Here is a 13,463-nt window from a genome sequence, read left to right as displayed (position 1 = left end):
AACATTAAAGTTCTAAACTGTAACAATATAGTTCTAAACTAGACATTAAAGTTGTAAACCAGATAGACCCAGCTATACTGATTAAAAAGTAGGCTGGGTTTTTCTATGAGTAGAGCACCGAGATTCTTCACACAAGAACAAATTAGCAAAAGAATAAAAAGCGGTCGTGGACAAGGTATGGGAAAAGATTACCAACCATGGCTGACTATTCAGGATGTACCCTCTCGTGGGGTCTCTCATCGTATCTACTCTCATAAAACGCAAAGAGTTCATCATTTACTTTCTAATTTGGAACTGTATGTTTTTTTGATTTTAGATTGGTCTAGTTTTGTTCAGGATATTCGGGAACAGTTTCCCTTGAATCTAGACGACACAAAAGAAATCTGTTTAGAGCATGGTTTGAGACATCCCAGCATACAAGGCTCGGAACAGGTTATGACTTCCGATTTTCTGATTGATACAAATGATAAGAAAAAACCTCAATTCGTTATTCAGGTAAAACCATTAAAAGAACTCATCAAAGAAAGAACAATTGAAAAACTCGAAATTGAACGTCGATACTGGGAGGTTAAAGAAATCCCATGGAGTATTGTGACGGAACAAAATATTCCCACAACTGCCCGAAAAAATCTTGAATGGTTGAGCCCTTTTATTACTGAACATTTAGAGCCTGATATCTGGGATAGCCTACATACAATTTCTTATTATTTTTTAAAAAAACCAGGGATTTCTATCATTAAACTCTGTAAAGAGATTGATATTCAGGAAAAAACTACAGCTGGAACGACCCTACAATATTTAAGAACACTTATAGCAAATCGTTTAATTAAATTTGATATCCAACAGCCATTCCAGAAATTAAAAGGGTCTGACTTAGTGTTTGATTTAGAGGTGTCTTATGTGGCAAATCAATGAGGTCGTTAAATTTGATGAAAGCCACTACCGGATTTTATTCTTTCAATCTGGCGAAATCATATGGATTAATATGGAAGAAGCCAAAGGAGTTCCAACTTTAGTTCTTGAAGAACAACTTTCACAATGGATTGATGAAAAACGCTTATTTAGAAGCTCAGACCCTTATGAATATCTTAAGTCTATAGAGCCACCCGTAAACTCAGTCGCTTTTGAAAAACGTGCTCAGGCTTACCAAATTATTGAACCAATCGTATATGACACAGGCTGTTTTAATGAAGAGATTAGAGCTAAACGGGTTCGTTTAGTAGAACAGACAAATATCGCAACTAAGGCAACGATATACAAATACCTACGCCGCTATTGGCAAAGAGGCCAAATTCCAAATGCCTTATTGCCAGATTATAGAAACGCTGGTGCACCAGGAAAGCCAAGAACCTTAGCAGGTTCTAAAAAATCGGGAGCAAAACGTAAATTTGGCAATGGAACAGGTATTAAAATTACGCCAGAAATTGAAAGGCTCTTTCGATTAATAGTTGAATCTGAATTATTAAATGACAAGAAAATTAATATCACATCTGCTCATCGTCAATTTGAGGAACTCTTTGTTCAACATTACCCACATATAAAACAGGCAGATATTCCAACACGTAGACAATTTGACCATTTCTACAAACGTGAATATGAACTTCCACAAAGAATAGAAACCAGAACTCCTGTATTAAGTTTTCAAAAAGATATACGGCCATTAAGTGGAACTGCTACAGCAAATACGCTTGGGCCTGGTAGTCGTTATGAAATTGATGCAACTATTGCCGACATTTATTTAGTTGCTGATGATGATCGAAGCAAGATTCTAGGTCGTCCGATCCTATATGTAGTGGTTGACGTTTTCAGCAGAATGGTCGTGGGATTCTATATCGGATTTCATAATCCATCCTATGTTGTTGCCATGCAGGCGATTGTAAATGCTTGCAGTGATAAAGTTAGTTTATGCAAATTGCTTGGAATTGATATCGAGCCAGAACAATGGCCAACCCTAGGTTTACCTGATGCCATTCTTGCTGACCGTGGTGAAATGATGAGTCATCAGGTCGAACGCTTAGTACATGGTTATAATGTTCGTATTGAAAATGCACCTGCTTATCGAGGAGATGCAAAAGGTATTGTTGAACGCTATTTTGGAACATTACAGGCAGAATTCAAACCTTATGCTCCTGGAGTAGTCAAAGGAAATCGTATTCAAAAACATGGCGAAAGTGATTACCGTCTTGATGCGGTTTTACCTATTTCTGCCTTTGCCAAAATGATCATAAAGACAATACTTTATCGTAATCAGTATCATGTATTGGATACTTATGACAGAGATGCAGATTTTCCTCCAGACTTACCGTCTATTCCATTACACATATGGAACTGGGGAATTCAAAATCGTACAGGCCATCTTCGTACTGTAGATCCAGATACATTGCGAATCATGATACTACCTCGTAAGAAAGTTTCCATTTCCACTTCTGGTGTCAATTTATGGGGCCTGTATTACATTGGATCAGAAATACTCAGAGAAGGCTGGTTACATCGTAGTAAAGAAGTCACTCGCCCACAGGATCTCCAAGCGGCCTACGATCCAAGCTGTGTAGATAAGATATATTTATTCCCAAAACATGATAGTACGATCTATTGGGAATGCTCTTTATCAACCAAAAGTCGTCAATTTGCGGGTATGTCATTTTGGCAAGTGTGGGAGATACAAGATCAAGAAAAAAATCTACATGCGATTGAAAAGGATAATAGCAAAGCTGCTCGTAGAGAGCTGGATCAATTTATTCGTGACACCATTGCTGAAGCAAAAAAAATGGCGACCAACTCTGGTGTATCCAATCGCCAGCGTTTATCTGAAATAAAATCGAATAAAAAGTCTGTTCGTGAAAATGAGAAATTATCAAATACTTCCTTAAAACCTGATAAACACCCTAAAGATCAAGGAACCATTATTTCATTTAAGCCAAAACAAGATGAATCAAACTATCCGCAGTTCGTTCCAGGTCTTTTTGATGATGAGGATGATCAGTCATGACAAATCATATAATAAGAAATGCAGAATATCAGGACACAGGTGTTCATGCTTATAAAGACAATCCTTTCATTGAGGCCCTACCACCTATTCAAGAACCATTTGAAGATACAAAAAATCTTATCTCAAAAGTAACGCCTACTCTTGATGATCTAAAGCAAAAAAGAGTCATTCGTGCCCATAATATCCATCAGATCACAGGTTCCTTTTTTCAGCCTTTAGCAATGCATATGTTACTGAGTGAACGTATTTCTCTCATGATTCGTGGAGGGTATGTTGGACGTAATCCAAACACAGGAAAGTTGCAACAACACCTGCAAAATGGTTATGAAAGATTGCAAACACGTGATCTGAATGCCAAACGCTTTGATGAAACTGAATCCACTGCTCATAGCATGGCCATCATTGGCTGTTCAGGTAGTGGTAAAACGACCTCTTTACGAAGAATACTAAACACATATCCTCAAGTCATTTTTCACCCAACATTAAATCGCCATCAGATCGTCTATTTAAAGATAGATTGCTCGCATGATGGTTCACTCAAAGAACTTTGTCTCAATTTTTTCCGAGCAATTGATAAAATCATTGGTTCAAATTATGAGAAAAAGTATGGGATGAAAAGACATGGCGTAGAAACCATGCTTGCCCTCATGGCACAAACAGCCAATATGTTTGCCTTAGGCCTGTTAGTCATTGATGAAATCCAACATTTGAGTCGGGCAAAGTCTGGCGGTTCAGAGAAAATGCTGAACTTCTTTGTCACCATGACCAATACCATTGGTATTCCTGTGCTGTTCGTGGGTACACCTAAAGCTAGAGACATCTTTGATCTTGATCTACGTTCCAGTCGACGTGCGGCTGGTCTGGGATCTATCTTTTGGAATCCAATCCCACAATACCTACCTGATCAGAAGAGTCAAAACCCTGAGTGGATAGCATTTACCAATACCCTTTGGAAGTTGCAGTACTTGCAGAAAAGAGACCCTATCTTAAGTGATGAGATTCGAGATACCTGGTTTGATTTGAGCCAAGGTATTCTCGATATTGTAGTAAAACTTTTTATTTTGGCTCAGTTACGTGCCCTCGCAACGGGAGCAGAAACGATTACTGTAGAGCTGCTGAAACGTGTTTATGAAGATGAGCTGAAACTTGTACATCCTATGCTCAGCGCATTACGTTCAGGTATACCTGAAAGAATCGCTCAATTCTCAGATCTTGCTGTACCCGATATGGATAAGAAAATCATCCATCTTATTCAGAAAATCTCCGCATCTACCGTTGAATCCGAAGAAGACCAAGCCTTAAAACAATTGAGTAATGATGATCAACGACGTGTATATCTGATGCTAAAAGATGAATTCCCATCAGACTCCATCATCTTTGCCATTCAAAAAATTGTAGCGTTAAAACCTCAAATATCTAGACAACAGCTCTTGGCTGCTATTGTTCAAGCAATGGAGACAGACAATACACCGTCACAGGCACCAGCAACCAAAAAGAAAAACCAACGGATTAGCTTAAAACAATGGAATGAGCTAGAAGATACTGATCTTCGGCATATTTTTTCGATAAACCCAACCAGCCCAGAAAGTATTTATACCCAATTAGACCATCAAGGTTTAATTCTGCAAATGTCAGACCTGTTGTCATAGTAGGGTTTTATGCTCTGGCAACCTTTTCAAATGAAGCACAAACCGTTAAGCAAGTCCATATTCAATTGCCACAGCTTGAGTTAGCCAGAGCTTTCTTCTTCCAAAATGCTTATCTCACTCGATCTGCGCTTGAGTTGAATGTGCTGGCACAAGACTTTGATATTCAGAGCAAGACTGATCATTACCTAATTAATGTTCTTCCATCATGTGAAGGTTCACTTGCAACTTCTCATTTTAATAAACCAGGGTTTCGTCGATTCCTTGCATATCTACTTCTAAATAAAAATATAAGAGCTTCATATGAAAGCATCGCTCAACAGTGCCAAGCTTTTGAAAGCATTAATAATACGGTAAGAACATGGAACTTTAGTTTCATTCCACCCAATTTAACAGACGTAAACATCGAGGCACATGGTTATTACGACAGGTTAACCAATACATTTAAGATAGATGAAATCATTGGCTTTTCTGGGCTCTCCACCCATATTGATAAGCCTGTTTATTTTCATCATGATAAATTTTCTAAAGCCTCAAAAAAATCGGGTAATACCAGTACCATACCACCAAAGCCGAATCATGCAGAACCCAAACTGAATGATGAGGAAGAAGCAACGCCTAGTAATAAGCCTACTATTGTAGATGGTCCAACCACTTTACTTGATTTTGATGACCCGTTTGAAACAGGGAAAGTCGCAGATAAAACTGGCTCAAAAAATGCTGTTATCGTGGATGATGCCCAAGAGTATATTGATGAGTTAATTGGTGATGTGAATGCAGATGAGCCAGGAATTGGTGGCACAGTTAAAGCTGGTGATTTTGAGGGTTATGAGGATCAGACCGATGATGCTCATTTATATCTAGATCGCTTCTCAGCTTTTATAAAGATGCTTTATAAACTTGAAGAAAAGTATGGAATTCAATATTCACTGACTTTAAAAGTTCTACCTGAAGTAGAGGGATTTACCAAACATTTAAAGTCCGATAATAATCCACGCTGTATTGCTGAAGTACATTTTCTGCATCAAGGCCAGCATTTCATTTTACTGGAAGTTGATACATCCGATAATGCAACTCGCCTTTCAACACAATTATTAATAATAAAAGATATGAACTGCTGGGAAGAGGATTATGAAAAAATTCGTAAATTTGTGATTCAAAAAACACTCAATTGGCCGCATAGCTTCATCAAAAAAATAGCAGTTCAGCAAGTCAGATTTAATCACCCCCGTCTTGAAGAACATGGACAACAAATCGCCATTGAAGATTTAGAAAGTTGGGCTAGTCGAATTTATAACAAACTAATTATTTTTGATAACAAATGAGTAAATTATAAATTAAGTAATAACTTCTGAGACCGAACTTCACGTCAAAGTAGATAAAATCAAATAATAAAAATAAGTTAAAAAAATATGAAATTAGATTTGTATACATACTATTTGAATAGTATTCAATTTAAGAATAACTCCATACAAAGTCTATTTTGACTAATAGAATATTATTTTAAAGCAACATTTAACTGTCCACTTTCCAATAAATATTTGTCTAAGCCCCACAATAAAACACATAAATTTATGTGTTTTACACATTTTATTATTTATAAATAAAATAAATTAATTATTTTATTTAATATTTTAATGTGTTAAAATAATTAAAAAATGTGTTGATTGAATTGTATGGATTACATTGAATTTCGACGCCAACTTGGTAAGGCAGGTCTCACGACAGGAGAGTTTGCTGAATTGGTAAAGATGAGCAGTAATGCTGTGACCAATTGCTCAAAAAAAGGGGTTGTACCATCTCATCTAGCAATCATTGCAACGCTTATGGCTGTAATGGCCGATAACAAACTGGATTTCCGTGCAGTTTTTAATGAGATTGAGATAGAACCAAAGAAACCACGTGGTGGTGCCTCTAAAGGAAAATTTGGTGGCAGTAAACAAATAGTTTTACCAATGGAGTAACATCGTGTTAGCTAAAAAAAATGAAATACTCTATCAAGAGAAAGTAATAAATTGCCGCCCTCTATTGAAATGGGCTGGGGGGAAAACTCAACTTTTAACAGAAATTACCCCTAAAATACCAAAGAAATATGGTCGATATATTGAACCCTTTTTTGGTGGTGGAGCCCTCTTTTTTGCTTTAAAGCCAAGCAATGGGATAATTGCAGACAGTAATCCAGAGTTAGTAAATCTCTATCAATCTGTAGCAGATGATGTAGATGGAATTTTAGATCAGTTAAAGCAGTATCAAAATACAGAAGAAGTTTTTTATGCTGTTCGTAGTCAAGATTGGAAAAAACTACCTAATGTAGAAGCTGCTGCAAGAACTATATTTTTAAATCGGACTTGTTTTAATGGACTGTATAGGGTTAACAAAAAGGGACAATTTAATGTTCCTTTCGGAAAGTATAAAAATCCTAAAATAATAGATGAAGAAGCTTTAAGAGCTGCATCAATAATACTAAAAGACACTACTATTATTTGTGGAGATTATAAAGACGTATTAAGGAAACAAGCTCAGCCTGGAGACTTTATATTTTTAGATCCTCCATATTTACCTATTTCTGAATATGCAGATTTCCAACGCTATACCAAAGAGCAATTCTATGAAGAGGATCACACAGAATTGGCTACCGAAGTCCAGCGCTTACATGAATTGGGTTGTCATATCATCCTAACAAATTCAAACCACCCTTTAGTACATGAACAATATAGAAAATTCCCAATAGAAGTAGTTCAAACTAAACGTTATATTTCATGCAATGGTAAACGACGCACTGGGGAAGATGTTATTGTGACAATTCCACCAAAACCTCGATTTGATATTCGTATAGTTCCTGAAAGCTTATCTGAACAAATAAAATTATATCCTCCTACTCGCTATATGGGTTCTAAGAATAAATTATTATCTGAGATCTGGGGTGTTGCTTCTCAATTTGAGTTTGACACAGCGGTAGATTTATTTTCAGGTTCGGGCATTGTTGGGTATATGTTTAAATCATATGGTAAAACCGTTATTAGTAATGATTACATGACTATGGCATCTGTTTTTGCTAAAGCAATGATTGAGAATAATAATATTGTTTTGACCTCTGAAGAAACCTTATCATTACTTGAATCAAAAGGGCCCAATGATTCATTTGTAGAAACTAAGTTTAAAGACTTATATTTTTCTGATGATGATAATAAATTAATAGATATTCTTAGAGCCAATATTAAAACTATAAAAAATCCATATAAGAAAGCAATTGCTATGTCTGCATTAATGCGTGCTTGCTTGAAGAAACGACCACGAGGTATTTTTACCTATGTTGGCTATCGTTATGACGATGGGCGTAAGGACTTATCAATGTCGTTTCGAGATCAATTTTTAGATGCAGTAAATATGATTAATGCCTCAGTCTTTGATAATGGTCAGCAAAATAAAGCTCGCCTCGGAGATGCAATGACATTAAAGCATCAAGGAAATAAACTCGTTTACATTGACCCACCTTACTATTCACCATTATCAGATAATGAATATGTTCGCCGATATCATTTTGTAGAAGGTTTGGCCCGAGATTGGCAAGGTGTTGAAATACAAGAACATACTGTTACAAAAAAGTTTAAATCGTACCCAACTCCTTTTTCTTCTCGTAAAGGTGCAACGGAAGCCTTTGATCTATTATTTAAGCGGTTCCGTAATGACATACTTATAGTATCTTATTCATCAAATAGTCTACCCACACTAGATGAAATGTTGGCGATTATGTCAAAATATAAGTATCATGTAGAGGTAATCCCAATAGATTATCGTTATTCAATTGGCAACAAAAATGCCAACTCCAGTGATAACAACAAAGTTCAAGAATATTTATTCATAGGGTATTAGACGTGACAGTTATAGATACAAGTAATTTTCTGCAAGCTGATGATATTGAAAAAGTAATGTTAGTTCCCTTTGCCGTACATAATGGACACCATACTGATGATGCTATGGAAAATTATATCGGGGTTGATTCAAATGGACGTCAAGGACGTTACTATAGATTAGCTGCTGAAAAGCTGGGATTAGTCGAGTTAATTAGAAATAACCATACTATTTTGACTCCTATTGGGCAAAATTTTGTTACTTTCAATAAGTCGCAACAAGATCAATATATGGATTCAGCTATTCGAAACTTGCCAGTATTCGCCGCTGCCATCCAGTTTACCCAAAGTCAAACACCTCCTCCATCTCAAAGCCAATTAAAACAGTGGTTTATTAATTTATACCCTGGAGAGCAAAACACAGCTGAACGAAGATTTTATACTTTCATAAACTATTTGCGTTTTTGTGGATTTCAATACTAAGCAAAAATTAAACCCTGTAGTTTATAACTATAATGTTAAATGAAAAAATAAAGTCTTGAACTAAGTTTAAGACTTTAATGTAAAAATTTAATTTTATGAAATTTTTAACTTATTGATTTTATTAGACCACAAGTTTACAACTTTATTGTTCAAACACAGTTCTGTACACTCTCATACGATATTACTTAAAGTAAACATTCCATTTTTGGATTTATATCGCCAAAATTCAACGACAAAGACTCGCAATCAGCTCTTATAAAACCATGTCGAGAATAAAAATTTATTGCTCGCAAATTATGTGAAGTTACACTTAACACAACTCTATTATGCCCTTGGGAACTGGCAAACTCCTTAATCGCAGAAATAAGCATATTGGCAATATCACTGCCACGAAACTCTGGATTGACCCACATAGCGATGACATTAAATTCAAGTGCTGCATCTGCTATACCACCAACAATACCAATCGCTCGAGTTCTTTGCATCGCTAGAATATATTGATATTGAGAACGGCCAGAAGCACGAGCACGCCAATCTGCCTCACTATATTTCAAAGCATCCGCATATGTCACTGAAAAAGCATGAGGACTATCGAGTAGTGACTGTAGGCGAACCATTTTCAAAATTTCCCAGTCATTCTCTGTAGTATGACGGACTACAACTTCACCTAAGTTTTGACACATGTCATATCTCAAACTTTTATGTGTTTAAATTTAATTAAGGAACAAACTAATGCATGAATAGATAGTGAATTGAAATGAATTTTTCTTCATATTTAACTATCAGAATGACTATAAAGCAAACCCCATTCAAAACTAGTCTTCAACTCATCTCAAGATTTAGAAACTAACAATTACTACATCTAAACCGCTTGTTTCTGCTGATGTGGTCTGTGTGTTTTTAGCCAATTATATTAGCCAAAAATTAATTAAATCGAAGAAGCCCCAAAAATCTATGTCAGTGATGGGTGGACTCATTTTTATGGGGCTAGGCGTTTTTCTTGGCTTTAAAAATCAGTAGTTTCTACGGGTAAATGCTTACCTAACAAAGAAAAAGTAACATCCGCAACTTCCAACGGGTCTGAACTGGTCCAAATAATATGGTTCCCCTCATTTGGACTTTCAGAACTTAAATGATATTGATTAAGCTGCCGAATTAATTGCGCTGTTACAGCTTCGGAAGGCTCAATAATTTGAATATTACCACCTACAATTTCCTGAATCGTGTCTGAGACAAATGGATAGTGTGTGCATCCTAAAATAATCGTATCGACTTTTTGCTCGACCAACGGTGCCAAAATATTTTTTAAATAATCTTTAACCTCCGCGGTATGTGCTTTACCCGTTTCAATTTTTTCGGCTAAGCCAATACACGGCACCAAAGACACTTTAATATCTTGCGCATACGTTTCAATTAAACTTTTTAAGTTTTTACCCCTCACCGTGGTGGCAGTTGCCAAAACAGCAATATGCTTGCTCATGGTCATTGCCACAGCGGGTTTTACCGCTGGTTCTATAGCAATAAGCGGCACATTAATTTGCGCTCTAATGGTTTCAATCGCTACGGCCGTCATGGTGTTACAAGCAATCACGATCGCTTTGCATTTACCCTGAGCAACTAAGTTTGAAATTAAATGCGTGGTTCGTGAAACAATCCAGTCGCTTTCTTTGTCTCCATACGGCACATATTTCGAGTCGGCGAAATAGATAATGTCTTCATTCGGAAGCGCCTGCCGAATATGCTTAAAGAGAGACAACCCGCCTAAACCAGAGTCAATCATCCCAATCGGGTTATTATTATTCATGGTTTATCCTGCATTTCATAAATTTAGAAAAATTCTTTCATGGTTGCCAAGTCATTAAGCAGGACTTTGGGCTGAATGGTTTTTAATTTTTCGACCGATGTATAGCCCCAACCTACCGCAGCAAAATCAATACCTGCTTTATGCGCGGCTTCACCGTCAGTGGTTTGGTCGCCGACATAAATGGCATGGTTCTTACTTACGTCCAAAATGTTGAGAACACGCTTTATTCGCTTCGCTTTGCCAAATATAGACGAGCCGCCATCAATATGGCTAAAAAGCTCACAGAGTTCTTCACCCAGTACATTTTGACAGTTTTCTTTAGAGTTCGAGGTAATAATTGCGAGCGTATATCCCTGCTTATGCAGTTCAATTAGGTTGTCACGCATACCTTCAAACAAATGAATTTCTTCATCTCTTTCTTTCATTAACCGAATAAAGTCTTTCGCAATCCAAGGCAGTTTCCACCGAGAAACATTCATCTCTTTCATAATTTCTCTAGGCGTAAGTTGTTTGTAGTACTCAACTTCGTGAAGGCTTACCGTTTTAAACTTATACTTTGCGGAAAGTTGATTTAAAACGTTTAGAAAAAAATGAAAGGAATCGACTAAAGTGCCATCTAAATCAAAAATAATCGCTTGATATTGTTTTAAGGTTTTTTCCATTTCTAATTTCAAAAGTATATTTTTCATTATTATATTATGTTTTTTATACATTTTTAAATCAGGCCCAACGAGGACCTGACCTAAATTTCGGATTTTATTTTAAGCTGCCGCTTTTTGTTCCTTTATCCAATTTTTAATACGGGCATCGAGTATATTTAAAGGCAGTGTTCCTGCATTTAAGATCATGTCATGGAACGCTTTGATATCAAAACGGTCTCCAAGCTCCTGTTTCGCAAGCTCCCGTAACTCTAAAATTTTGAGTTGGCCCATTTTGTATGCCAATGCTTGGGCAGGAATAGCAATATAGCGGTCTGCCTCTGCCTGAATATCAGGTTCATCTAAAGCTGAGTGTTCGCGCATAAAATCAATCATTTGTTGGCGTGTCCACTTTTTATAATGTACGCCAGTGTCCACCACTAAACGACAAGCACGGAACAACTCACTCGAGAGTCGTCCATAGTCTGAAAGTGGGTCTTTATAGAAACCAACGTCTTTACCCAGTTGCTCTGCGTAAAGTGCCCATCCTTCTATATAGGCAGTGTGGTTAGGCTGCTTTCGGAACATCGGCAAATTTGGCAGGTTTTGGGCAATATCAATCTGCATATGGTGGCCGGGAATTGCCTCATGGTAAGCAGTCGCTTCCATTGATATTTTGGAACGTTCAGAGAAGTCCCCCGTATTTACATACACTTGTCCGGGACGTGAACCATCAGGTGTTCCTTGGTGATACTCCGCTCCTGCCGCTTCTTTTTCTCGATATTGCTCTACAGGTAAAACTTCGACTTTATTTTTGGGTAATAAGCCAAATAGCTTCGGCAACTCCGGTTGCATTTGGGCAATATACCCGCGATAAATCTCTAAAATTTCTTCACGAGATTTTGGGAAAACAGCGGGATTTGTTTTTAAGGATTGTTGGAAACTTTTTAGGTCATTAAAACCTTGTGCTTTAGCAATTTTCAGCATTTCCGCTTCTATACGAGCAACTTCTTTTAACCCAAGCTGATGAATAGTTTCTGGGCTCTCTAGTGTGGTCGTATTATTTTCTACATAAAAACGATAAAGCTCGTCACCGTTTGGCAAGCTCCATATACCCTCATGTTGTCGTCCATGGGGTAAGTAATCTTTCTGAATAAATGTACCGAGTTTTTGATAAGCGGGGCGAACTTGCTGATCTATGGCCTGTAGGATTTCGCGGCTTAAACGCTCTTGTTCTGCTTTCGAAATGTTGTTTGGAAATTGCTTTAATGGAGAAGCAAATACACTGTCTTTCCCTGCTGGAGTTGCAATGCTATTAATTTGCTTTGCCACTTTTTCAATTAAATATTTCGGTGGCATCAAACCATCTTTTTGCCCTTGTTTCGCTAACTGAATACCTTGATCAAGAATAAGAGGAATTTGTTTTAAACGAGCAATATAGTCTTGATATTGTTTAGCATTATCAAAGGGAATCGAACTAATAAATCCCGGAAATTGTAAATGTAGCCCCCACATTTGATTGAAAGGCATCTCATAGAGTTTCAAATCATAACTTTTAAGTGTCTCTTTTAACTGATAAATCATTAAATCTTTATTTAATTGATCTGTTGCTGAAAATCCTGTGCTATCGATTGCTTCAAAACGTTTTAAAAAATTTTGAGTAGTTTTTTTATCTTTCTCAATTTGATTTTTTGAAGACTCGGTCCATCGATCGTTGTAGCGTAAATCGCCTAATGTCGTGGCAGTTTCAGGATTATTTTTCAAAGTATATTCCCATTGTTCTTGTAAAAGCTGATTTAAAGCTTTCACCCGAGCAGAGACATTACTGTTTTGTTTAGCTTGTGATTTTTCGGTGGTATTTGTACTTATTTCGGGGGTTGTAGCATTAGACGAATGAGACATCCAAAATAAAACACTGATACAAGCAAAATGTAAGGTTCTGTTTTTCATTTAATTATCCAAACATATTTAACGAAGTTTAAAATATAGACAAAACAAATTACGTGCCAAGCAGCCTATAAAATAGTGTAAAAATCGAGTATTTTTTTAACT

At 36.7% G+C, this 13,463-nt stretch carries 10 protein-coding genes and 2 pseudogenes; 8 read left to right on the top strand and 4 right to left on the bottom strand.

From position 1 onward, the window contains the following. Nucleotides 1-105 precede the first annotated feature (105 nt). From F985_RS20420 to F985_RS20390, 7 genes and pseudogenes are all read left to right on the top strand, one after another. Nucleotides 106-915, top strand: a complete 810-nt coding sequence (locus tag F985_RS20420) for a heteromeric transposase endonuclease subunit TnsA (protein WP_000085285.1) — start codon at nt 106-108, stop codon at nt 913-915. Next, nucleotides 899-2,989: an integrase catalytic domain-containing protein gene (locus F985_RS20415; RefSeq protein ID WP_004704804.1), complete on the top strand. Its 2,091-nt coding sequence runs from the start codon at nt 899-901 to the stop codon at nt 2,987-2,989. Before F985_RS20420 ends, F985_RS20415 begins: the two co-directional genes overlap by 17 nt. Then, nucleotides 2,986-4,638, top strand: coding sequence for an AAA family ATPase (locus F985_RS20410; protein WP_000181344.1), 1,653 nt, complete (start codon nt 2,986-2,988; stop codon nt 4,636-4,638). The genes F985_RS20415 and F985_RS20410 overlap by 4 nt, the downstream gene beginning before the upstream one ends. Before the next feature lie 2 nt (nt 4,639-4,640). Then, nucleotides 4,641-5,960 (top strand): annotated as a pseudogene (locus tag F985_RS20405) (Tn7-like element transposition protein TnsE); the annotation flags it as partial. Between the two features lie 351 nt (nt 5,961-6,311). After that, on the top strand, nt 6,312-6,599 hold the full coding sequence (locus F985_RS20400; RefSeq protein ID WP_000384516.1) for a hypothetical protein: 288 nt from the start codon (nt 6,312-6,314) through the stop codon (nt 6,597-6,599). A 4-nt stretch (nt 6,600-6,603) separates the two neighbouring features. Then, entirely contained in the window at nt 6,604-8,508 is a 1,905-nt protein-coding gene (locus F985_RS20395) for a Dam family site-specific DNA-(adenine-N6)-methyltransferase (protein WP_004704801.1), read from the top strand. A 2-nt stretch (nt 8,509-8,510) separates the two neighbouring features. Further along, nucleotides 8,511-8,969: a DUF7226 domain-containing protein gene (locus F985_RS20390; RefSeq protein WP_000215928.1), complete on the top strand. Its 459-nt coding sequence runs from the start codon at nt 8,511-8,513 to the stop codon at nt 8,967-8,969. A gap of 185 nt (nt 8,970-9,154) precedes the next feature. On the opposite strand, the gene F985_RS20385 is transcribed toward F985_RS20390, so the two are convergent. Further along, entirely contained in the window at nt 9,155-9,652 is a 498-nt protein-coding gene (locus F985_RS20385) for a GNAT family N-acetyltransferase (RefSeq protein ID WP_004704799.1), read from the bottom strand. A 190-nt stretch (nt 9,653-9,842) separates the two neighbouring features. Here F985_RS20385 and F985_RS25455 point away from each other — a divergent pair. Then, nucleotides 9,843-9,989, top strand: a pseudogene (locus F985_RS25455) (LysE family translocator); the annotation flags it as partial. Here F985_RS25455 and murI read toward each other — a convergent pair. The 3 genes from murI to F985_RS20370 all read right to left on the bottom strand — a co-directional run bounded on the left by murI (nt 9,976) and on the right by F985_RS20370 (nt 13,361). Further along, on the bottom strand, nt 9,976-10,773 hold the full coding sequence (murI, locus tag F985_RS20380; RefSeq protein WP_004704794.1) for a glutamate racemase: 798 nt from the start codon (nt 10,771-10,773) through the stop codon (nt 9,976-9,978). The pseudogene F985_RS25455 and the gene murI sit on opposite strands and share 14 nt — an antisense overlap. A gap of 23 nt (nt 10,774-10,796) precedes the next feature. Beyond that, on the bottom strand, nt 10,797-11,435 hold the full coding sequence (locus tag F985_RS20375) for an HAD family hydrolase (protein ID WP_025469220.1): 639 nt from the start codon (nt 11,433-11,435) through the stop codon (nt 10,797-10,799). A 99-nt stretch (nt 11,436-11,534) separates the two neighbouring features. After that, nucleotides 11,535-13,361 carry a DUF885 domain-containing protein gene (locus F985_RS20370; RefSeq protein ID WP_004704791.1) on the bottom strand — a complete coding sequence of 609 codons (1,827 nt, stop codon included), beginning with the start codon at nt 13,359-13,361 and terminating at the stop codon, nt 11,535-11,537. Nucleotides 13,362-13,463 lie beyond the last annotated feature (102 nt).

This window comes from Acinetobacter seifertii (genome assembly GCF_000368065.1).
Lineage (GTDB): Bacteria > Pseudomonadota > Gammaproteobacteria > Pseudomonadales > Moraxellaceae > Acinetobacter > Acinetobacter seifertii.
This window is presented reverse-complemented; position numbering and strand designations above follow the sequence as displayed.